Origin of the sequence: Pantoea alfalfae (assembly GCF_019880205.1) — a bacterium.
GTDB classification, from domain to species: Bacteria; Pseudomonadota; Gammaproteobacteria; order Enterobacterales; family Enterobacteriaceae; genus Pantoea; species Pantoea alfalfae.
In genome coordinates, this window is record NZ_CP082292.1 from 952,608 (window position 1) to 972,906 (window position 20,299).

General features: G+C 51.0%; 21 protein-coding genes, 3 pseudogenes and 1 other annotated feature. Of the genes and pseudogenes, 10 read left to right on the forward strand and 14 right to left on the reverse strand.

The window, feature by feature from the left end; all coding sequences use genetic code 11:
• Positions 1-37 precede the first annotated feature (37 nt).
• The 9 genes from K6R05_RS04590 to K6R05_RS22480 all read right to left on the reverse strand — a co-directional run bounded on the left by K6R05_RS04590 (position 38) and on the right by K6R05_RS22480 (position 6,052).
• The gene (locus tag K6R05_RS04590; protein WP_222925090.1) at positions 38-2,407 is read right to left on the reverse strand and encodes a replication endonuclease; all 2,370 of its coding nucleotides are present in this window, start codon (positions 2,405-2,407) and stop codon (positions 38-40) included.
• Positions 2,404-3,408: a phosphoadenosine phosphosulfate reductase domain-containing protein gene (locus tag K6R05_RS04595; protein ID WP_222925091.1), complete on the reverse strand. Its 1,005-nt coding sequence runs from the start codon at positions 3,406-3,408 to the stop codon at positions 2,404-2,406. The genes K6R05_RS04590 and K6R05_RS04595 overlap by 4 nt, the downstream gene beginning before the upstream one ends.
• Positions 3,405-4,268 (reverse strand): DNA adenine methylase, encoded by an 864-nt coding sequence (locus tag K6R05_RS04600; protein WP_222925092.1) that lies wholly within the window; start codon positions 4,266-4,268, stop codon positions 3,405-3,407. Before K6R05_RS04600 ends, K6R05_RS04595 begins: the two co-directional genes overlap by 4 nt.
• Positions 4,265-4,492 (reverse strand): TraR/DksA family transcriptional regulator, encoded by a 228-nt coding sequence (locus tag K6R05_RS04605; RefSeq protein WP_061902057.1) that lies wholly within the window; start codon positions 4,490-4,492, stop codon positions 4,265-4,267. Before K6R05_RS04605 ends, K6R05_RS04600 begins: the two co-directional genes overlap by 4 nt.
• On the reverse strand, positions 4,492-4,719 hold the full coding sequence (locus K6R05_RS04610; protein WP_222925093.1) for a DUF2732 family protein: 228 nt from the start codon (positions 4,717-4,719) through the stop codon (positions 4,492-4,494). Before K6R05_RS04610 ends, K6R05_RS04605 begins: the two co-directional genes overlap by 1 nt.
• Positions 4,720-4,788: 69 nt before the next feature.
• Positions 4,789-5,127 (reverse strand): DUF5347 family protein, encoded by a 339-nt coding sequence (locus K6R05_RS04615; protein ID WP_045139709.1) that lies wholly within the window; start codon positions 5,125-5,127, stop codon positions 4,789-4,791.
• Positions 5,091-5,282, reverse strand: coding sequence for a phage filamentation protein Fil family protein (locus tag K6R05_RS04620; protein ID WP_222925094.1), 192 nt, complete (start codon positions 5,280-5,282; stop codon positions 5,091-5,093). The genes K6R05_RS04615 and K6R05_RS04620 overlap by 37 nt, the downstream gene beginning before the upstream one ends.
• Complete coding sequence (locus K6R05_RS04625) at positions 5,283-5,792, reverse strand: phage regulatory CII family protein (RefSeq protein ID WP_222925095.1); 510 nt, start codon at positions 5,790-5,792, stop codon at positions 5,283-5,285.
• Positions 5,793-5,824: 32 nt separating this feature from the next.
• A complete protein-coding gene (locus tag K6R05_RS22480) occupies positions 5,825-6,052 on the reverse strand; it encodes a QIAIP family phage-derived DNA-binding protein (RefSeq protein WP_036626516.1) in 228 nt (75 codons plus the stop codon).
• Between the two features lie 128 nt (positions 6,053-6,180).
• On the opposite strand from K6R05_RS22480, the pseudogene K6R05_RS22360 reads away from it, so the two are divergent.
• The 5 genes and pseudogenes from K6R05_RS22360 to K6R05_RS04645 all read left to right on the forward strand — a co-directional run.
• Positions 6,181-6,327: pseudogene (locus K6R05_RS22360) on the forward strand (helix-turn-helix domain-containing protein); the annotation flags it as partial.
• 126 nt (positions 6,328-6,453) lie between these two features.
• Positions 6,454-6,673 (forward strand): annotated as a pseudogene (locus K6R05_RS22365) (helix-turn-helix transcriptional regulator); the annotation flags it as partial.
• Between the two features lie 116 nt (positions 6,674-6,789).
• Positions 6,790-7,050, forward strand: a pseudogene (locus K6R05_RS22370) (S24/S26 family peptidase); the annotation flags it as partial.
• Between the two features lie 4 nt (positions 7,051-7,054).
• Positions 7,055-8,089, forward strand: a complete 1,035-nt coding sequence (locus K6R05_RS04640; RefSeq protein ID WP_222925456.1) for a phage integrase — start codon at positions 7,055-7,057, stop codon at positions 8,087-8,089.
• Between the two features lie 47 nt (positions 8,090-8,136).
• Positions 8,137-9,453, forward strand: coding sequence for a GTP pyrophosphokinase (locus K6R05_RS04645; protein ID WP_222925097.1), 1,317 nt, complete (start codon positions 8,137-8,139; stop codon positions 9,451-9,453).
• A 232-nt stretch (positions 9,454-9,685) separates the two neighbouring features.
• On the opposite strand, the gene K6R05_RS04650 is transcribed toward K6R05_RS04645, so the two are convergent.
• A complete protein-coding gene (locus K6R05_RS04650) occupies positions 9,686-10,222 on the reverse strand; it encodes a GNAT family N-acetyltransferase (RefSeq protein ID WP_222925098.1) in 537 nt (178 codons plus the stop codon).
• A gap of 288 nt (positions 10,223-10,510) precedes the next feature.
• Here K6R05_RS04650 and K6R05_RS04655 point away from each other — a divergent pair, with 288 nt between their 5' ends.
• Positions 10,511-11,590, forward strand: coding sequence for a 3-deoxy-7-phosphoheptulonate synthase (locus K6R05_RS04655; protein ID WP_161736782.1), 1,080 nt, complete (start codon positions 10,511-10,513; stop codon positions 11,588-11,590).
• 5 nt (positions 11,591-11,595) lie between these two features.
• A complete protein-coding gene (gene tyrA, locus K6R05_RS04660) occupies positions 11,596-12,717 on the forward strand; it encodes a bifunctional chorismate mutase/prephenate dehydrogenase (RefSeq protein WP_161736781.1) in 1,122 nt (373 codons plus the stop codon).
• Between the two features lie 57 nt (positions 12,718-12,774).
• Here tyrA and pheA read toward each other — a convergent pair whose 3' ends face one another.
• From pheA to bamD, 4 genes are all read right to left on the reverse strand, one after another.
• Positions 12,775-13,938 carry a bifunctional chorismate mutase/prephenate dehydratase gene (gene pheA, locus K6R05_RS04665; RefSeq protein ID WP_222925099.1) on the reverse strand — a complete coding sequence of 388 codons (1,164 nt, stop codon included), beginning with the start codon at positions 13,936-13,938 and terminating at the stop codon, positions 12,775-12,777.
• 22 nt (positions 13,939-13,960) lie between these two features.
• Positions 13,961-14,085: a sequence feature (Phe leader region), on the reverse strand.
• Complete coding sequence (pheL, locus tag K6R05_RS04670; RefSeq protein ID WP_193555295.1) at positions 14,037-14,084, reverse strand: pheA operon leader peptide PheL; 48 nt, start codon at positions 14,082-14,084, stop codon at positions 14,037-14,039. Its footprint overlaps the feature before it by 48 nt.
• Before the next feature lie 88 nt (positions 14,086-14,173).
• The gene (gene raiA, locus K6R05_RS04675) at positions 14,174-14,509 is read right to left on the reverse strand and encodes a ribosome-associated translation inhibitor RaiA (protein ID WP_161736779.1); all 336 of its coding nucleotides are present in this window, start codon (positions 14,507-14,509) and stop codon (positions 14,174-14,176) included.
• A gap of 281 nt (positions 14,510-14,790) precedes the next feature.
• A complete protein-coding gene (bamD, locus tag K6R05_RS04680) occupies positions 14,791-15,522 on the reverse strand; it encodes an outer membrane protein assembly factor BamD (protein WP_009086788.1) in 732 nt (243 codons plus the stop codon).
• Between the two features lie 129 nt (positions 15,523-15,651).
• Here bamD and rluD point away from each other — a divergent pair, with 129 nt between their 5' ends.
• The 3 genes from rluD to clpB all read left to right on the forward strand — a co-directional run bounded on the left by rluD (position 15,652) and on the right by clpB (position 20,056).
• On the forward strand, positions 15,652-16,629 hold the full coding sequence (gene rluD / locus K6R05_RS04685) for a 23S rRNA pseudouridine(1911/1915/1917) synthase RluD (RefSeq protein ID WP_013358810.1): 978 nt from the start codon (positions 15,652-15,654) through the stop codon (positions 16,627-16,629).
• The gene (gene yfiH, locus K6R05_RS04690; RefSeq protein ID WP_161736778.1) at positions 16,629-17,357 is read left to right on the forward strand and encodes a purine nucleoside phosphorylase YfiH; all 729 of its coding nucleotides are present in this window, start codon (positions 16,629-16,631) and stop codon (positions 17,355-17,357) included. The genes rluD and yfiH overlap by 1 nt, the downstream gene beginning before the upstream one ends.
• 113 nt (positions 17,358-17,470) lie before the next feature.
• Positions 17,471-20,056, forward strand: a complete 2,586-nt coding sequence (gene clpB, locus K6R05_RS04695) for an ATP-dependent chaperone ClpB (RefSeq protein ID WP_202605109.1) — start codon at positions 17,471-17,473, stop codon at positions 20,054-20,056.
• Positions 20,057-20,299 lie beyond the last annotated feature (243 nt).

Sequence of the window (20,299 nt, forward strand, 5' to 3'; positions counted from 1 at the left end):
CCTGACTAACGGCTTCGCTTATGGCTGCTGCCTTAGTTCAGATCAATTGACTCCATTTATCATCTTCCTGCAGCCGCCCGTTCTTATAGAAAATGCGCATCCCCGCGCCTGAATTGAGACTGCCATCGCACAGAAGCAGGTTTATTTCAGAGTCTTCACCGGTAAAGCCTCTCGTTTTCAGCTCTGCAACAAGAGCAGCCCGCTGAACATCGTCAATTACTTGCTTATAACTCTGCTTCTGGCGCGGCTTCACCACCCGAAGACGCGCCAGCAGATCCCTACGCTGTTTTCTGGTCATATTGTCGAAGTCTGCCGGACCATAAAGAGGCGTTTCACCTGGTTCTATAGGTTCAACAGATAACGTATTGCCCTCTGAAATGTTCAGTTTTCCATCAGGGGGACAGTTATTGCCACGAGTCCAAGGGGCGCAAGCGCCCTGGTCGGCTGTCGCCTCCTGAACGTCAACGGCCTTACGGACCATTTTCCACTTCGTGGCGTGCGTGCAGATGCGTCCCGCCACTAACGGGGACCAGATGCCATAAATACGGGTGCCGTGATCGCCGTAAGGGGTCGGCTCGTCGTTAAGCTCATAAGCCGTTCTGACGATGTGATGTTTTCGCGGAACAAGCACGCCGCCCTGTTTCATGATGTAGGTGGCAAAGCAGCCCACATCTGCTGCGGCCAGCACGGCGTCCAGTTGCGCGTTTTCAAGCACCGGCGCACCTGCCTTTTTATCGCTCTGATTTCTCAGCGCCTGACCGGCAAGCAGGCGCAGTTCCCGGTAAGCCTGGCGGCCCGGAATGCCAAAGAAGCGGAACTGCTGAACACGATGAAGTGATGCCCACGCGCCTACGTTCTCTGCACTGTCACGCAGTGATTTACCCGTTTCTGCGCTGGTTTCATCAGACAGGCCATGCCCGTCGATATTCTTGCTCACGTATTTGGCTATATAACTGGTTGGCGAACCTTTGCGCGGGTTGATCAGCTCAGCTTTAAAACGTGGCCCGGTGTTGTTGCCAAGCTCTTCGCGGTCTTCGCGAATAGCAAATTTCCGCAGCAGTGCGGTGACTGAACGGCGCTCTTTTTTGCGCATGAAGCACAGCAGGTGCCAGTGTACGGTGCCATCATGATGTGGCTCAGCAACCCGCACGCCATACCAGCGCATACCGGCTTTGTGCATGGCCTTGCGGAAAGCGGCAAACGTATCAACCAGATAATCACTGCTCTGACGAACAGTGGCCGTGGTCCACTTCGGATTGGGCCTGCCATTGTTAAGCGTTGCGTGGAAACGTGACGGGCAGGTGATGGTGTAAAACACGGCGCAGTCGCCGCGCATTTCCGCAATAAGCTCCAGCCCCTTAACGCAGGCCATCATTTCATTGCGGCGGTGAGCCGGATTGCTGTTACTGGCATTCACCATGTCTTCCATATCCAGCGTATCGCCTTCATTGCTGACCAGCTCATGCGAACGGAAGAACTCCAGAGACTTTCTGCGCTGCTCACGCTTATGGATCACCGCTTCAAAGCTGACGTAGGGGGACGCTTTTTTGTTGACCAGGCAGACAGCACGCAGCTGCTCTTCACGCCATTCACAACGCAGCTGCCATAACTTGCGATACCACCAGTCCGCGCAGAGCAGACGGGCCAGCGAGGGCGGGATCAGATCATAGGGCGCGGGTTTGCGGCGGCGCTTTTTGCGGCGCAGCTGCTCAAAGGCTGGGGGTATAACGTCCAAGCGCATAGCTTCGGCCGCGACAACTTCCCACGCCTGGCGGACCTGCTCTGGCTTTACGTCGTCACTTATGAACAGATGGCCGCTGGCTTTATCCAGACACATGCTCATGTGCGCAGCGACCAGTGTTGATAAACGCTTGACCTGATTCTGGTTCATTTCAGGCAACGCCAGCAGGCCGTCAAGCCCGTCATGACCGGCCATAAAACGGAATGAGGCTGAAATCTGGCTTTCGCGTACGCGGGCCAGCCTCTCAAGGCAGGGGCGGATAGTTTCGCGCAGGTAACGTGAATAAGCCTGCGGCCTGCCGAGATTGTGGAAAAACTTAACCCGCTCTATGAGAGGCTTGCTGATGTGTGAAGGCTGGGCGTTGACATCGGCCACAATGACCAGATCGGGATTAAACTGCTGCTGCTCGCGGACCATCTTTGCCCGACTGATAATTCTGTCCTGCACAATTTCGCGCTGAACAGGATCGCGTGACTCGTTAAAAAAGTAGCGGTCCCAGACCTGATCGCTCACTGCCTCACGGCGCAGCTGCTCCTGCTCATTATCCGCAGCATAGAGAGCGATCAGGTTTGAAAGCGCGGACTCCGGCGCAACTTCCGCCGGGTCCAGCTGTGGATTGATTGCTTTTTTCGGGGCGTTCCACGGGTAAGCGTAACTCTGGCTCACTCACAAACTCCCAGATAAACACTGCTGCAAACCGACTTATTGTCCATAGCAGCCAGCATGTCGAACTGGCGACCACCGCGTGTAGTCAGCGCCCAGTCCCGATAGGTTTCGATGCCGTGCGAGGCGAGAGATACTTTGCTGCCGTTTGTTTCAGCTTTTACCGGGTCCATACCTGAATGAAAAAACGCTGCATTCCCGCGACGCGAGCACATGGCAACAATCCGTTCCCACTCAGCCACCCGGCTGATCTCTTCAGGCCAGCGGGTGAAAATCTCCGCCAGTTCGGCTTTATTGACGTTAACGCATGGCATGCAACCAACACGACTGCATCCTTGCTGATAAAGTGGGTTTGGTTTGATGCCGTGACGCCGGGCCAGTGCAAACACGTCATCATGTGTCCAGTTGAGAATCGGGCGGTACAGCGACAGGCCCGGACCAAGGTCGAATCCTTCCTCCCATTCAGCCAGTGCTGCCCGGCTTGCTGATTCTTGGGCACGAACTCCCTGCCACGTGATAACGTGATTACCTTCAGTAATGAGCCGGTCTACTACCTGCTCCTGCATGGGGATCTGTTTAAGCTCGAAAGAGCAGAACTTGCGCTGGCTCGAAGGGAATGTGCCTTTCCAGATACATAAATCAAGAAAAGGGATGCCGGTAGGCTTCAGGGCATTCAGCGCACGGCGTACTGTCTGCGCAGCTTCTTCCTCAGTAAATCCCAAATCTCTGACCAGAGAGACAGGCCACTTATCTTTTACAAACGTTCTCTTGTCAGCGATACGCTGTGAGAAGTCAGCCCTGACGCGACGCAGCGGACCGAGTTTCGTTTCCAGGTAATCAAGATATTCGACGGTTTCGGGGTGCTCGTGACCTGTATCAGCATGCGCGGCCTGAAACTCGACGCCAGATTCAATAGCGAGCAGCCAGTCCGCGAGGCTGTCTTTCCCTCCCGAAACGGTGACAAGGTTCATCATGCCTGGTGCGAAGCAACGAGCATCGATCATGGTTTCACCTCTGATTCAGGGGAATAATCCGTTCCCGTCGCCATATCAAAGCCCATCCAGCTCGGTGACAATTCAGGACGACGAACTGCGATGATTTCTGCCGCCTGCTTCTTCTCGCCTGCACTCAGGCTGATAGAGCGGGCCGCAGTGACTTTATTCAGACCAAACTCGCGGTAGATGCTGCGTGTAAAGAGGGTGTCACTGTTTGAAACGATGACCGGGTTACGCTCAGAAATATCCAGCAGGATGCAAGCCAGTGAGTGCTGATCATCGTCGCTGAAACCAGCAGTATGATAAGCAGTGAATGTGCCGTGATACGGCGGATCGCAGTACACGACATCACCGGCACAGACCATGTTCAGGGTTTCGCTGTAGTTCAGACACTCAAACGTCGCACGCTGGGCCTTTGCGGCAAACGCCTCAATTTCGGCCAGCGGGAAATATGGCTGTTTGTAATAGCCGTAAGGATTATTGAATTCGCCGCGCTTGTTATAGCGGCAAAGGCCACGGTGGCCGTGGCGGTTCAGATAGAGGAATTGCGCAGCACGCTCCAGCAGTGGCAGCGCCGCGTTCAAGTTAAAATCTTTGCGAACCTGATAATAATTTTCTTCAGTCTGATTCTGATTAAAAAGCGATAACGCAACGACGATAAACGGGCGCGTATGCTCTTTAACCTGACGATAGAGATTAATCAGATCGGGATTAACATCTGCCACCAAATAGGCCGGATAATCCGTATTCATCATGACGGCACAGGAACCGGCAAACGGCTCAACCAGTCGATTACCGGCGGGCAGGTGCTTAATCAGTTCAGGCATCAGGCCGGACTTGCTGCCGGCCCATTTCAGGATGGTCTTCATAATGCCGCCCCTTTGTAATGCACGCTTTTCAGCTCACTGATTTCTTTGCAGGTCACGCAGAGTGAAACGCCCGGCAGTGCGCGGCGGCGCTTCTCCGGGATTTCTTCGCCGCACGAAAGACAGAAGAACTCACTCGCCCCTGCCGGGCGGTGAGTAGCGTTAGCCAGATTGCGCGCCAGTTCTTCCTGCACGCGCTGCTGTACCATGTCCATTGAATCAGCCATCAGTGCCGCTCCTGCGCCTGGTTCTCAAAGCGTTCTGCTTCTTTATCCAGCAGCTCGATGATTTCCGCCGCTGACATTTCCTGCTGACGGGCATGAATTGCCAGTGCGGCCAGGCGGATAGAAACGGACAGCGCATCATCAGAACGCTGCTCAGTTTTTGCCTTGCTCAGCAGAGCGCTTAGCGCGTCGTCGTCAGCTTTAAAATTACGGGTCTGGATATTTCGCATTTCTCTTTCTCCTGAATTCGGGCAAAAGAATGCCCGGCGGGTTTACGCCATTTAATTTCGGTGTGTTAATTAATTAGGTAACGTCAGATTCTTTGGAAATAAACTCACGACTGCTTTTAAGTGATTCATTGCGCTAATCAGCGCCGTTTTTTCGTCACTCGTCAGTTCACTGAAATCAACGCTGTGACGTTCTTTGCTGATATTAGCCAGGAAGAAAATTGCGCTCAGTGCGCGGCCATTCTGTTCAGCCTGGTGATCGCGCTTATTACGCATGTCTGCGATAAAGCGGTTTAGTTCGTGGCTGCAATCGCCGTACATCATGGTGCGAAGTGCAGAGATATGATTAAGCGCACTGGCACGCTGCCCCGCGTTCATCTGAACAGTGATACTTTCAGCTTTGTAACCCATGATTTTTTCCTCTTACCCGTTAATCCTGCCAGCAGTTCGGCCTGTGAGATTGCCGGGTGCCAGCGCCTGCCCTTATCTGCCGCAATCCAGCCGTGGCCGTATGCGTGGGACGGGCTTTGCCGCTTCAAAAGCGGAGCCACTGAAAACGCCACCATTTATCCCATACCTATTGACGCACCGATCCCGCTAATAACATCGGCGGTGCCAGCCAGTGCAGGGTTTGAATGAATGCGAGCCTGAACTGCCAGAGCAGCAAGAGTAAGGCAGCGAATACCGGTGTTAACGCTTTGAACCACACTGCGACGGCATGCCGTAGTGATTTTTTCCTGGCTTGCAGCGTTAGCCGCCAGCACGCCAATCTCGGCGGTTGCTTTCAGCACATAAGCCGGGAATTTGTCATTAGCAACTTCGTTTACCGGCACACATGGAAGACACTGCAATTGAGCCAGTGCCCCATCAATCAGCGTTGCATCTTCAGTCAGGTCAGTAAGGAGCAGCATCTCACTTACCGTTAATTGATGAATCTGATCAGGGTTCAGTTTGTTACGCAGTGTTTGCACTTTCATGCCAGCCTGTTGGGACAATTCAACCATGTTGTGTGCTATTGCAAACTGACGGCAGGCATCGTCATAGTGTTTTTGGGTGGAAGTCTGATAATCAAACATGCCAATTGCTCCTTTTAACTTACAAAATTAAGTTACTGAAACACGGCGTAGTTTGAATTCAGCGCCTGAGCCAAAAGACGAGCGCGGAATGCGACCATATTGATACGGCCTAAACCACCCTCACGGGAGCGAGGGACAATAAGGAGTTCGCCTCTTTTTACCATTTCCTTAACGGTGTTTAGGCAGCATCCATACTGCTGTGCAAACTCGTCATATGAGAGAAAGTCAGGGCCTGAAGGGATTGCAATTTGAATACTCATAGGTGAATATCCTTAGTTACGTTGGTTTTGAGTGTGTTCTGGCACATTAGCAGTGTGCAGGACGAATATTATGATCCAAATGGATGTGTGTAAAGTATCTTTATGGATTAATTTGAGGTTCCGTTTACATGGAAAGCGATAAAGCTAAGCAGGTTGTTGAAAGAATCCTTAGTTCTTATGGAGTTAATTCGAGACAGGCTTATTCTGAGCTTACAAAAACCCCTCTGCCTACTATCCAGAATTGGGTGCAACGCGGAAAAGTACCGGGTGACTATATCCTGCAATGTGCGCTTGATACGGGAGCTGACATTAGATGGTTAGCTGAAGGTGTTGAACTTGCAAATGTAAGACGGTGTGATCCAGTTGATTATGCTTTGAAGGGAGAGATCTTACTTGAGGCGATGCAAAATTCGGGCGGGCGAGTAGTTCTCCGCAGAATTATGGATGCATATAAATTCGACCTTCAGAAGCAGTTGGGCGACCATCTTGGCATTCCATCTGGCACGATGAGTGCTTGGGTTCGTCGTGAGCACTTCCCTGGTGAGGTTGTGATTGCATGTGCACTTGATACCGGGGTGTCGCTGTATTGGTTAGCAACCGGTAATGGCGGTATGTATGAAGAGCGGCCACTGGCATCAACCGAAACCAACGATTTGGTTAAGCCAGATTTCAGAAAGTTAAAGAAATTCGACATTCAAACCGGTCAGTTAGTAGAAGAGGGAGATTGGGTATGTGATCCTTCCTTTATAAGCTCTTCAGTTATAAATGCTGCGTTGCTTTTCAAAGGCTCTAATCAGTGGTGTGTCAATCTGGATGCAAAAGCAATCGGCAATGGTCGTTGGGTGATTGACCTGGATGGAATCATTGACGTTTATGACGTATCGCGTTTACCAGGCAACAGGTTAAACGTAAAAAACGAGTCGTCACATTTTGAATGTCATGCTGATGATATTGAATGCGTGGGAATGGTATTGGTCACTCTCAGCAAAAACTCATAAATTTATGGCGGCTAAAAAACTCCCAACAGGTGAATGGCTTTGTGACTTCTATATAGATGGAAGGGGAAGCCGTCGCATCCGTAAAACATTCACGACTAAAGGCGAGGCTGTAGCTTATGAAACTTACAAACGCGATGAAGCAAAACAAAAGCCGTGGTTGGGTGAAAAAGAAGATCGCCGCAAGCTCAGTGAACTAATCACGCTTTGGAATGACCTACATGGCAAACAGCTTGCTGCCAATAAATCCCGCAAGGCAAAACTTGATATTGTTTGCAACGGTCTTGGCGATCCCATCGCTTCGCAACTCACCCCTAAAGAGTGGGCGCGTTACAGGGAGCGCCGTCTCAGCGGGGAAATCAGCAACGGTTATCACTCCGACCCTAAAAAATGGAAAGTCAAACCGATAACAGTCAATCGCGAGCATCAATATCTGTACGCCGTATTCAATGAGCTAAAACGCCTTGGCGAATGGAAATTGCCAAACCCGCTGGATGGGCTTCGGATATTTAAAGAAACCGAAAAGGAAATGTCCTGGCTGACTGACGAGCAGATCAGGAAGTTACTTGATGCAATGGATCGATATGGAAAACCACATCTGACGCAGATTGTTAAAGTTTGTCTTGCCACTGGTGCTCGCTGGAGTGAAGCCGAAAGGCTAACCCGTTCGCAGCTTTCAAAATACAAAATTACTTTCACCAAAACCAAAGGTGGTAAAAACCGAACTGTGCCTATCCCTATTTGGCTGTTTAAGGAAATGGAAAAGTTGGAAGGGCGGATGTTTAAACCCTGTTATCAGGAATTCAAAAAGGCGCTGGCATTAACCGATATCGAGTTAGTGGAAGGACAGATGACCCATGTTCTGCGCCACACTTTCGCAAGCCATTTTATGATGAATGGTGGAAATATCTTGGTTCTGCAACGCATACTTGGACACGCGAATATTCGTGAAACGATGCGCTATTCGCACTTTGCACCTGATCATCTTGAGGAAGCAGCGGAGCTGAATCCTCTTAATAGACTCATACTAGCAGATGTTTAGAATGATCATTTTAATAGACTCAGTATAAATAAAAAGGAATGAGGGTTATGAATGATAAATTAGATGGTGTTACTGAATCTTTTATAGAGTCATATGGAAGGGAATATTACTTTTTTCATGAGCTGGCTAAAGAAGTTAAAACAATAATAGAGAATAAGCTGGACTCATCAGGTGTAAAGGCTATGGTCACTTTCAGGGCCAAAAGCGTGAAAAGTATAAAGGATAAAATAGATAAGAGAAACGCATCTTCAGGTGGAAAATCCTACCAGTCAGCCAAGGATATATATGAAGATATCGTTGATCTTTCAGGAGTAAGAGTTGCATTATATTTTCCTGATGAGTTAAAAAAAGTATCAAAGATAATTGATGAGGAGTTTGATGTCATCAAGGTAAAGGATTTTCCTGATGATGAGGAAAACAAAAATGCAGGAATATACACTAAGAAATTTGATGGCTATCATGCAAGGCACTATAGGGTTAAGTTAAAAACGAATGATAATTTTTCTAATCATGTAGTGGAAGTTCAAATCGCATCAGTATTAATGCATGCATGGTCTGAAGTTGAGCACGATTTAGATTACAAGCCAGCGAGTGGTTCGCTATCCGTCGAAGAATTAATGATTTTAGATGAAATCAATGGGTTGGTTATTAGCGGAAATATTGCTTTGGAACGTCTGCAACACGCCATGTTAAATAGAATTAATGATGCAGATTATATATTTAGAGACCATTTTGATTTGGCTGCATTTTTATCATTAAAAGTCGACTATGGAGAAATAATAAATTCGCGAGAAATTTACAATTTGCTAAAGCGATTAGATGCCATTTCAAAAAGTAAAGTTAATACTTTAGTGGTGGCTGTCAATAGTCACATTGAGCAAAAAATAAAAGCATTAGAGGACCGCCACAAACAGGTGACACCAGATGGTTTGGCATCTTTTAAATCTGGCTTTCTTGAAGCGCTCATTTGTTTGATAATTTGCAGAGAATGGTCAACCAAAGTATTAGATTTAATGATGACCGGCTATAAAGTATTTGATGAACAATTTAAAAATCAGGATATTATTTTTAATTGTCTTAGGTTCGGTGAGGATAAAGAAATATCTACCGCTTTCAATATGCTTTGGAAGCTGCGTTATCTTGGGGAAAACAGGTTTGATGAGTTTGATTTGAACAAGTTTGATAAGCACTTTAAACCGATAAACCAATCTGTAACAAGAGATGAAGCACTCGCAGCTGTTGAAGAACTGGTGGAGGCTCTGAAGATAGCTGGCTCCATGTATTTCGATGCAGATAGCCTTAATAAGATTGCAAGCGCTGCAAAGGTAGTGAACGAGAAAGTCAGTGATTTGGAGGTTGTGTAACACTCCAGATTGCCTACATGTTGACTACGCAACATGTGCGAGGGTGTTCTAAACCATGCTTAGGATGTGCTTAACTTGTTGTTGTTATTGTAAATTATTGTTTTCTAATATGCGCTAGTAAAAGCGTCTTAACTAAGGTATCGCTAACGCGACATCTAAAAGTTAATAGCAAACAAGGGGTTGGCATCTGCCAGCCCCTTTTTTTTTCCTGATGGCAGCCAGCTGACAGAAGCTAACCGGCAGCCGGCCGCTGAAAATGATAAATCGCAGTATTAACCGGCCCTTTCTCTAATACGATCAGGCCATAGCGACAGCCAATGAACTGACCACCGCACTTCTCAGCCACGCTCCGACTGGCCAGGTTATCCTCTGCTGCCAGAATCTCAATCACCCGGGTCTCTGGGCGTGAAAACCCCAGCGGCAGCAACGCGGCCACCGCGCGGCTGGCGATTCCCTGACGCTGTGCATCACTGCGAACCCAGTAACCAATTGCGCTGGTGTCACCCGGATGACGGGCAAAGCGTATTCCTGCGCCCCCCAGCAGCTGGTCATGCTGATCAACGATTGCAAACTCTTCCGCCTCCTCCCTCATCCGTTGCCAGTGAGTAAAGCGGATCCAGCTTTCTGCTTCGTGAGGCTGATAATCGTGATGCGCCCAGACCATCCAGGGGATCAGGCTGTCCAGTGAGTCATTCACCGCAGCAGTAAACGCGGAAACGTCGTTAAGCTCAAAAGGTCGCAGATAGATGTTAAGTGGGGAGGCGTGCATGATGGACTCAGCATTAAAATAAACATTATGTTCATTTTGCCTGCAGCAGGCAGAAACGCAATAAAGCTAATCGTAAACTTAAATTTACGATTACCGGAAATTATTGTAGTGCGGTTATTTTTTATGATATTGATATTTATGGTTTTTATTAAGGTGCTGTTTGTTGCTTTTGAACTGTGGTAATGAATGTGTACATATAATATTGCGCTATGTATTGCCTGTGATACAGTATTTGTATTCCTCGATGAGGAGCCCCAATCAGCTAATACGAGCCAAAGGATCGCCATCATGCAAAAAGACGCGCTGAACAATGTGCATATCGCCGGTGAACAGGTACTCATCACGCCTGAAGAGCTGAAAGCGAAGTTTCCACTGACCGCTGAACAGCAGGATCAGGTTGCGGCGTCCCGCCAGACCATCTCTGACATTATTGCCGGCCGCGACCCGCGTCTGCTGGTGGTGTGCGGACCCTGCTCAATTCACGATACCGAAGTGGCACTGGACTATGCTCGTCGTCTGCAAACCCTTTCTGAAGAGCTGAAAGATCAGCTTTTTATCGTGATGCGCGTCTATTTTGAAAAACCTCGTACCACCGTCGGCTGGAAAGGGCTGATCAACGATCCTTTCATGGATAACTCGTTTGATATGGAAGCGGGTCTGCACATTGCGCGCCAGCTGCTGGTGAACCTGGTTGAAATGGGTTTGCCTCTGGCCACTGAAGCGCTGGATCCTAATAGCCCGCAATATCTGGGCGACCTGTTCAGCTGGTCTGCCATTGGTGCACGTACTACTGAATCTCAGACGCACCGTGAAATGGCCTCAGGCCTGTCGATGCCGGTAGGCTTTAAAAATGGCACCGATGGTAGTCTGGGAACGGCAATCAACGCCATGCGTGCTGCCGCAATGCCGCACCGTTTTGTCGGGATCAATCAGGCTGGTCAGGTCTGCCTGCTGCAGACGCAGGGCAATCCGGATGGTCACGTGATCCTGCGTGGTGGCAAAGCGCCGAACTACGGTCCTGAAGATGTCGCGCAGTGTGAAAAAGAGATGCTCAAGGCGGGACTGCGTCCAGCCTTAATGATAGATTGCAGCCATGGTAATTCGAACAAAGACTACAGCCGTCAGCCTGGCGTAGCGGAATCCGCTATTGCGCAGATCAAAGACGGGAACCGTTCTATCATTGGTCTGATGCTGGAAAGCCATATCAATGAAGGTAACCAGTCTTCTGAGCAGCCACGCAGCGAAATGAAGTATGGCGTTTCCGTAACCGATGCATGCATCAACTGGGAAGTGACCGAAACGTTGCTGCGTGAAATGCATCAGGATCTGCAGGGAGTGCTGTCGGCGCGTCTGTCACAAGAGGTGTAAGAGCAATGGTGGCTGAACTGACCGCGTTACGCGATCAAATTGACAGTGTTGATAAAGCGCTGCTGGATCTGCTGGCTAAGCGACTGGAACTGGTGGCCGAAGTAGGAGAAGTGAAGAGCCGTTACGGCCTGCCTATCTATGTGCCTGAGCGTGAAGCGTCGATGCTGGCTTCGCGTCGCAAAGAGGCCGAAGCGCTCGGCGTACCACCGGATCTGATTGAGGATGTGCTGCGTCGCGTAATGCGGGAATCCTATACCAGCGAGAATGACAAAGGCTTTAAAACCCTTTGTCCTGAACTGCGTCCGGTGGTCATCGTCGGTGGTAAGGGCCAGATGGGCCGGCTGTTTGAAAAAATGCTCGGGCTATCTGGCTATACGGTTAAAACGCTGGATAAAGAGGACTGGCCACAGGCTGGGGCACTGCTTAGCGATGCCGGCATGGTGATCATTAGCGTGCCGATTCATCTGACCGAGCAGGTCATTGCTCAGCTGCCGCCACTGCCTGAAGATTGTATCCTGGTCGATCTGGCGTCAGTGAAAAACCGGCCTCTGCAGGCGATGCTGGCCGCTCATAACGGCCCGGTACTGGGTCTGCATCCGATGTTTGGCCCGGACAGCGGCAGCCTGGCAAAACAGGTGGTGGTCTGGTGTGATGGAAGACAACCGGAAGCGTATCAGTGGTTCCTGGAGCAGATTCAGGTCTGGGGTGCGCGTCTGCATCGTATCAGCGCTGTTGAGCATGACCAGAACATGGCATTCATACAGGCGCTGCGTCACTTTGCGACCTTTGCGTATGGTCTGCATTTAGCCGAAGAGAACGTCAATCTGGATCAGCTGCTGGCGCTCTCGTCACCCATTTACCGGCTTGAACTGGCGATGGTGGGGCGGTTGTTCGCGCAGGATCCGCAACTCTATGCGGATATCATCATGTCTTCAGAGAGTAATCTGGCGCTGATAAAACGCTATTACCAGCGGTTTGGTGAAGCGATTGCGCTGCTGGAGCAGGGCGACAAGCAGGCATTTATCACCAGCTTTAACCGGGTTGAACAGTGGTTTGGCGATCACGCAAAACGCTTCCTGGTCGAAAGCCGAAGTCTGCTGCGTTCGGCCAATGACAGCCGCCCATAAATAACAGCCATCCATCTATGAAAAAGGCATCCAGCTGGATGCCTTTTTTTATTCTTTTTATTCGCCAGGCTCAGCGGGCACCACATTTTCGCTGGGGTAGCAGCCCAGTACCTTCAGAGAGCGGGTCATGGTCTGTAATTCCTGAAGCGCCTGCTGCATCCGCTCCGATTGCAGGTTGCCCTGCACATCAATGTAAAACATCTCTTCCCACGGATTGCCATTAATCGGGCGGGACTCCAGCTTGCTCATAATCAGATTGTGCTGACGCAGAACCAGCAGCGCATCAACCAACGCACCCGCCTGCTGGCCTGTTGCCATAATCAGCGTGGTTTTCGCTGGCACCTGATCTGAAACCTCGATGGCTTTGCGGGCCAGCACGATAAAGCGGGTATGGTTCTGCTGCTGATTCGCCAGATTACGCTCCAGCACCTGCAGCTGATAGAGCTCGCCACCGGCTTCACTGCCCAGCGCCGCCACCTTAGGTGAGTTGAGCGCAGCCACTTTCTCCATCGCTGCAGCGGTACTCTCGGTATATTCGATCTTCCAGTGCGGGAAACGGTTAATGAACTGACTGCACTGCTGGAAGGGCTGAGGATGGCTGTACACCGTCTCAATCTGCTGCAGATCGGTAGAACCATTCACCAGCACGCAGTGGTCGATAGGTAAGGTCAGCTCGCCCACAATAGAGAGACTGGTCTGTTGCAGCAGATCGTAGACATCGTTGATCGAACCCGAACTGGTGTTCTCAATCGGCATCACGGCGTAATCAGCCACGCCATTTTCGACCTGCTTAATGATGTCGTGAAACTTCAGGCAGCCACACTCCACCATGCTATCGAAATGACGTGACGCGTAGTTGCGTGCGGCAAGGTGCGAGTAAGAGCCTTTCGGACCCAGGAAAGCGATGCGGGCGGCATGTGCATGGGGATGATTGAGGTTTTTCTGCAGCAATGCCTGCTGCGTCAGTACGGAATCTTCGATGACCAGCTGGAACAGGCGGGTGATGTAGTGCGCATCCAGTTTATGCGCTTTACCCAGCACAATCAGATTCTCCAGCAGCGCGCGTTCGCGCTCCACATCGCGAATCGGGCGATGCGTTGCCAGTTTCGCTTGTGCGACTTCCACTGCCAGCAGACGACGCTCGGCCAGCAGCGTCAGAAGTTTTTTATCCACTGCGCTGATCTTATCGCGTAGTGCCAGCAATGGATTGTCGGGATTCATAGGGCTCACCTGTATGCTATCCAATAAAAAAGCCTCCCGGTTGGGAGGCTTCGTTGTTCGTCTTCGCTTTCATTTTCACACGACGAATAGCCTCCCGTTCAGGGGAAGGTAAAAAAGAAAGCGAAGAAAAACAGATCAGGTTTCATGTGAACGTCCGAAAAAAGAGTGACCTGAGAGTAACCGTACTGATTAAAAGCTGTCAATAAAAAACGCGCCCGGAGGCGCGTTATGAAAATCAGGACTCTTCGTCGGCGGGGATAATGTCTTTTACGCTGGCACTGGCGCGGCGCGCTTCAGACTTATGCTGAACTTTATTCAGCTGACGTTCGAGCTTCGCGATTAAGTCGTTGATCGCGGTATACATATCATCATGCTTGGCGCTGGCCACCAGAGTCCCGTTAGGTGTGTTAATAGTGGCGTCAGCCACGAATTCTTTGGGCTCTTTGGAGAGGACAATATGTGGGTTAATCAGGTCGGTTTGCCATTTTTCGAGCTTGGCGAGACGGTCTTCAACATGGCTTCGGATTGCCGGAGTGATGTCCATTTGTTTACTGGTAATGTTCAGAACCATCTTTCTTACCTCTCTGTCATTTCCGTCTTGGTCTTTTCAGCATAGCGCGAAAAAGCGTTGAATGTGAGATTTCGGTCACGAAAAAATGTCACTTTTTGTCAGTCACAACATTCTGTGAGAAAGGCAGAGAAACTGGCCGAAATGGCTTGAAGCGAAACGATTAACACGGCATGCTTGATGAGTTAGCTCGCTGGCAGCAGATCCACTTATGACTGTTATTTGAGCAAAAAAAAGCAGCCATCACAGGCTGCTTTTTTTATGGCTGAAAAGCTACCGGGCTATCAGCTGTTGTTCGCTGCAATGATTTTCGCCACTTTGTCTGCTTCAGCGTTCAGTTGCAGATTGCGGTAAGCATTTTCCATCAGCGGCAGTGCATCGTGTGTTGCCTGAGTATCCGGATAATCGCGCATCATACCTTCGACACGGTTAACAACCGCGACATACGCCTCGCGCTTAGTATAGAATTGCGCCACTGACAGCTCATATTTCGCCAGGCGGTCTTTCAGATAGACCAGACGTTTCTGAGCATCAGCCGCATACTGGCTGTTCGGGTAACTGCGCAGCAGTTGTGAGAAGTCGCGGAAGGCATCACGAGCGTGCGTCGGATCGCGGTCAGAACGATCAATACCAAAGAAGCCCTGCAGTGCTGAGTCATCCAGCGCCATATCCGTCAGACCTTTCATATAGATGACATAGTCAATGTTCGGATGTGTGGGGTTAAGACGCATAAAGCGGGCAATGGCAGCCTGTGCCAGGGGCAGATCGGCATTTTTATAGTACGCGTAGATTAAATCCAGCTGCACCTGCTGCGAATAAGGACCGAACGGATAACGATTATCCAGCGCTTCCAGTTGCTTAATCGCAGCTTTAAAGTTACCGTCCTGCAGCTTTTGCTGCGCTGTAGCATAGATTTCAGAAGGCGGGCTGTCCGGTACCGCGTCATTTGAGCCGGAACAACCAACAAGTGCCAGGCTCAGTGTGGCAGCAGCCACCAGATGTTTCATACGCGTCATGACGAAGTGATTATCCTCAAATGTTATGGCGGAAGCTGTCCGTATAGCTCCCGGTAATGACCAGGTACGATAGCACATTATATTAAACGGCATCGCCGTGAAAACCCAACGTTAACGAAGAAGCTGTATATGGCACAACAAGTTCAACTCACCGCAACGGTATCCGAATCACAACTCGGACAACGCTTAGATCAGACTTTGGCGGAATTGTTCCCTGATTATTCACGTTCCCGCATAAAAGAGTGGATCCTCGACCGTCGCGTGACAGTAAACGGCGTCATGGTCGATACACCTAAAGAAAAAGTGCTGGGCGGCGAGCTGGTCGCGATTGACGCTGAGATCGAAGAGGCACAGCGCTGGGAACCGCAAAATCTGCCACTCGACATCGTTTATGAAGATGAGGACATCATCGTCATCAACAAACCACGCGACTTTGTGGTTCACCCTGGCGCCGGTAACCCGGATGGTACGGTACTCAACGCCTTACTGCATCACTATCCAGCGATTATGGATGTGCCGCGTGCGGGCATCGTACACCGCCTGGATAAAGACACCACCGGTTTAATGGTGGTTGCGAAAACTGTACCGGCTCAGACGCATCTGGTGGACTCGCTGCAACGTCGCGAAATCACCCGTGAATATGAAGCGGTTGCGATTGGTAATATGACGGCGGGCGGTACTGTTGAGCAGCCTATCAGCCGTCACTCAACCAAACGCACCCACATGGCGGTTCACCCGATGGGTAAGCCGGCGGTGACGCATTACCGCATCATGGAGCACTTCCGCGCGCATACCCGTCTTCGCCTGCGTCTGGAAACCGGTCGTACTCACCAGATCCGTGTGCATATGTCTCACATCAGCCATCCGCTGGTGGGCGATCCGCTTTATGGGGGCCGTCCGCGTCCGCCAAAAGGCGCATCAGAGGCATTTATCACTACGCTGCGCGGTTTCGATCGTCAGGCACTGCACGCCACCATGCTGCGTCTGTATCATCCTATCAGCGGGATTGAAATGGAATTCCATGCGGCGCTTCCACAGGATATGGTTGATCTGATCGCGGCGTTAAAAGCAGACACCGAAGAATTCAAAGACCAGATGAACTGGTGATGAATCTGATTACGCCTCAATGGCCTGCTCCGTCACGCGTTCGGGCCTGCTCGACGCAGCGACAGGGCGGCATCAGTACATCGCCCTGGGATGCACTGAATCTCGGCGGGCACGTGGGGGATAATCCGGATACGGTAACGCGTAACCGGCAGTTGCTGATGGAAGAGGCGGGCTTGCCTGCGATGCCGCAGTGGCTGGATCAGGTTCATGGCACTGAAGTTGTGCGTCTGGCTGCAGGAGCAAGTACGCCATTGTGTGCCGATGCCTGTATCACCGATCAGCCTGGCGTCGTCTGCGCCATCATGACCGCTGACTGCCTCCCGGTCCTGTTCTGTTCGCAGGATGGGACGGAAGTGGCGGCGGCACATGCAGGCTGGCGCGGACTTTGTGCGAGTGTACTGGAAAATACGCTGGCGCAGTTTCGTTCGCCATCGGATCAGATCCATGCCTGGCTGGGTCCGGCAATCGGGCCGGATGCATTTGAAGTTGGTGCAGAAGTACGTGAGGCCTTTATGGCTCAGGATCCTCGCGCCGTGCAGGCTTTCCGTCCTTCAGGCGGCAAATTTTACGCTGATATCTGGCTGCTGGCGCGTATGCGACTGCAGGCAGCGGGCGTGAAATCAATCAGTGCCGACAGCCGTTGTACCTTCACCCAGCGCGACGATTTCTTTTCCTTCCGTCGCGATGGGATCACCGGGCGTATGGCAACTTTGATCTGGCTGTTATAACCTTACGCCATAAGACGGTCCAGTTAGCGTGTTTTTTACTCAAATCTCAGGTCATTAACCTTGAAAATTTGAGGGATGACCTCATTTAATCTCCAGTAGCATTTTGACCTGTAATGGGAGGAATTATGCGTCTGGATCGTCTTACTAACAAATTTCAGCTGGCTCTCGCCGACGCGCAGTCCCTGGCTCTGGGACACGACAACCAATTCATTGAACCTCTGCACCTGATGAGCGCGTTGCTCAAACAGGAAGGCGGATCGGTTTCACCTTTACTGACTTCTGCGGGTGTCAACGTTACGCCTTTTCGCGCTCACATTGAGGAGGCCATCGATCGCCTGCCACAAGTTGAAGGCAGCGAAGGGGATGTACAACCCTCATCTGACCTCGTACGGGTATTAAACCTGTGCGACAAGCTGGCGCAGAAGCGCAATGATAACTTCATTTCATCCGAATTATTTGTTCTGGCCGCCCTTGAATCACGTGGTGCACTGGCCGATCTGCTTAAAGCCGCGGGCGCAACGCGCGAAAAAATCACCAGTGCGATTGAACAGATGCGGGGAGGAGACAACGTGAACGATCAGGGGGCTGAAGATCAGCGCCAGGCATTAAAAAAATACACCATTGACCTGACCGAGCGAGCCGAGAAGGGCAAACTCGATCCGGTGATTGGTCGTGATGAAGAGATTCGTCGCACTATCCAGGTTCTGCAGCGCCGAACCAAAAATAACCCGGTGCTGATTGGTGAGCCTGGCGTGGGTAAAACCGCGATTGTTGAAGGGCTGGCGCAGCGCATCATTAACGGTGAAGTCCCTGAAGGCCTGAAAGGCCGCCGGGTACTGGCGCTGGATATGGGGGCGCTGGTGGCCGGGGCGAAATATCGTGGTGAATTCGAAGAGCGTCTGAAAGGCGTACTGAGTGACCTGTCGAAACAGGAAGGCAACGTCATTCTGTTTATAGACGAGCTGCACACCATGGTGGGAGCCGGTAAAGCGGACGGTGCGATGGATGCCGGTAACATGCTCAAGCCAGCGCTGGCGCGTGGTGAACTGCACTGCGTAGGTGCCACTACGCTTGATGAGTATCGCCAGTACATTGAAAAAGATGCCGCGCTGGAGCGTCGTTTCCAGAAAGTCTTTGTGGCTGAGCCGACTGTGGAAGATACCATCGCCATTCTGCGTGGTCTGAAAGAGCGTTATGAGCTGCATCACCATGTGCAGATCACTGACCCGGCGATTGTCGCAGCAGCAACGCTTTCTCATCGTTACATTGCGGACCGCCAGCTGCCGGACAAAGCGATTGACCTGATCGATGAGGCAGCTTCCAGCATTCGTATGCAGATGGACTCGAAGCCGGAGTCACTGGATCGCCTTGAGCGCCGTATTATTCAGCTGAAGCTGGAGCAGCAGGCGCTGAAGAAAGAGGCGGATGATGCCAGTATCAAACGTCTGGAGATGCTGGAAACTGAGCTGAACCAGAAAGAGCGCGAATACGCCGAGCTGGAAGATGAGTGGAAGACTGAAAAAGCCTCGCTGTCCGGCACGCAGAATATTAAAGCTGAACTTGAGCAGGCGCGTCTGAACTTAGAGCAGGCTCGTCGTCAGGGCGATCTCGCGCAGATGTCAGAACTGCAGTACGGTAAAATTCCTGAACTGGAAAAACAGCTGGCCGCAGCGACTCAGGCGGAAGGCAAAACCATGAAGTTACTGCGCAACCGGGTAACCGATGTGGAGATTGCCGATGTGCTGGCGCGCTGGACCGGGATTCCGGTGGCGCGAATGATGGAAGGTGAGCGCGATAAGTTACTGCGCATGGAGCAGGATCTTCATGGCCGGGTCATCGGACAGGATGAAGCGGTTGAAGCAGTATCAAATGCGATTCGCCGTAGTCGTGCTGGCCTGTCAGATCCTAACCGGCCTATTGGTTCCTTCCTGTTCCTGGGCCCTACCGGGGTAGGTAAGACCGAACTGTGTAAGTCGCTGGCTAACTTCCTGTTCGACAGTGACGATGCGATGGTTCGTATCGACATGTCCGAATTTATGGAAAAACATTCAGTGTCGCGGCTGGTGGGCGCACCTCCGGGTTATGTCGGCTATGAAGAGGGCGGTTATCTGACCGAAGCTGTACGTCGTCGTCCTTATTCGGTAATCCTGCTGGATGAAGTCGAGAAGGCGCATCCTGATGTCTTCAACATTCTGCTGCAGGTGCTGGATGATGGGCGTCTGACGGATGGGCAGGGTCGTACGGTCGATTTCCGTAACAGCGTGGTGATCATGACCTCTAACCTGGGATCGGATTTAATCCAGGAACGGTTCGGCAATCTCAGCTATCCGGAAATGAAAGATATTGTTATGGGTGTGGTCGGACAGCATTTCCGTCCGGAATTCGTCAACCGTATCGATGAGGTGGTGGTGTTCCATCCGCTGGCTGAGAAACACATTGCTTCTATTGCGCAGATTCAGCTGCAGCGGTTGTACAAACGTCTGGATGAACGTGGCTATCAGCTGCACATCTCCGATGATGCGATCAAACTGCTGGCGGAGAACGGGTATGACCCGGTCTATGGTGCGCGTCCGCTGAAACGGGCGATACAGCAGCAGATTGAGAACCCGCTGGCTCAGCAGATCCTTGCAGGTTCGCTGGTGCCGGGTAAAACCATCGAAATGGATGTTGTAAACGACGTCATAACTGCACATCAGTAAGGGTGCGAGTTGAAAAACGGGCCTCTGGCCCGTTTTTTTTGCCCTTTTGAGGGGTTTTTGCTTATTTATTACTCCTTTTGAGCGCAAATTGAACGGTCAGTAAAAAAGTTGTGATTTGCACTTGCGCTATCTCAGCCGTTCCCTATAATGCGCCTCCACTGACACGGCAAACCGGAAACGGGAAACGGGTTGAGAGGCACAGGAGACTGCGCCGCCGGAGAAAAACTTCTGAAATAGAGGTTG

Excerpts from the sequence above, each read along its gene's own strand:
- rluD (WP_013358810.1), top strand. The coding sequence starts at position 15,652 with ATGGCACAACAAGTTCAACTCACCGCAACGGTATCCGAATCACAACTC.
- K6R05_RS04620 (WP_222925094.1), bottom strand. The coding sequence starts at position 5,282 with ATGGTGGCGTTTTCAGTGGCTCCGCTTTTGAAGCGGCAAAGCCCGTCC.
- K6R05_RS04605 (WP_061902057.1), bottom strand. The coding sequence starts at position 4,492 with ATGGCTGATTCAATGGACATGGTACAGCAGCGCGTGCAGGAAGAACTG.
- K6R05_RS04645 (WP_222925097.1), top strand. The coding sequence starts at position 8,137 with ATGAATGATAAATTAGATGGTGTTACTGAATCTTTTATAGAGTCATAT.
- tyrA (WP_161736781.1), top strand. The coding sequence starts at position 11,596 with ATGGTGGCTGAACTGACCGCGTTACGCGATCAAATTGACAGTGTTGAT.
- K6R05_RS04615 (WP_045139709.1), bottom strand. The coding sequence starts at position 5,127 with ATGGGTTACAAAGCTGAAAGTATCACTGTTCAGATGAACGCGGGGCAG.
- pheA (WP_222925099.1), bottom strand. The coding sequence starts at position 13,938 with ATGAATCCCGACAATCCATTGCTGGCACTACGCGATAAGATCAGCGCA.
- K6R05_RS22480 (WP_036626516.1), bottom strand. The coding sequence starts at position 6,052 with ATGAGTATTCAAATTGCAATCCCTTCAGGCCCTGACTTTCTCTCATAT.
- K6R05_RS04600 (WP_222925092.1), bottom strand. The coding sequence starts at position 4,268 with ATGAAGACCATCCTGAAATGGGCCGGCAGCAAGTCCGGCCTGATGCCT.
- bamD (WP_009086788.1), bottom strand. The coding sequence starts at position 15,522 with ATGACGCGTATGAAACATCTGGTGGCTGCTGCCACACTGAGCCTGGCA.
- K6R05_RS04640 (WP_222925456.1), top strand. The coding sequence starts at position 7,055 with ATGGCGGCTAAAAAACTCCCAACAGGTGAATGGCTTTGTGACTTCTAT.
- clpB (WP_202605109.1), top strand. The coding sequence starts at position 17,471 with ATGGGAGGAATTATGCGTCTGGATCGTCTTACTAACAAATTTCAGCTG.
- raiA (WP_161736779.1), bottom strand. The coding sequence starts at position 14,509 with ATGGTTCTGAACATTACCAGTAAACAAATGGACATCACTCCGGCAATC.
- K6R05_RS04625 (WP_222925095.1), bottom strand. The coding sequence starts at position 5,792 with ATGTTTGATTATCAGACTTCCACCCAAAAACACTATGACGATGCCTGC.
- K6R05_RS04595 (WP_222925091.1), bottom strand. The coding sequence starts at position 3,408 with ATGATCGATGCTCGTTGCTTCGCACCAGGCATGATGAACCTTGTCACC.
- K6R05_RS04610 (WP_222925093.1), bottom strand. The coding sequence starts at position 4,719 with ATGCGAAATATCCAGACCCGTAATTTTAAAGCTGACGACGACGCGCTA.
- yfiH (WP_161736778.1), top strand. The coding sequence starts at position 16,629 with ATGAATCTGATTACGCCTCAATGGCCTGCTCCGTCACGCGTTCGGGCC.
- K6R05_RS04655 (WP_161736782.1), top strand. The coding sequence starts at position 10,511 with ATGCAAAAAGACGCGCTGAACAATGTGCATATCGCCGGTGAACAGGTA.
- K6R05_RS04650 (WP_222925098.1), bottom strand. The coding sequence starts at position 10,222 with ATGCACGCCTCCCCACTTAACATCTATCTGCGACCTTTTGAGCTTAAC.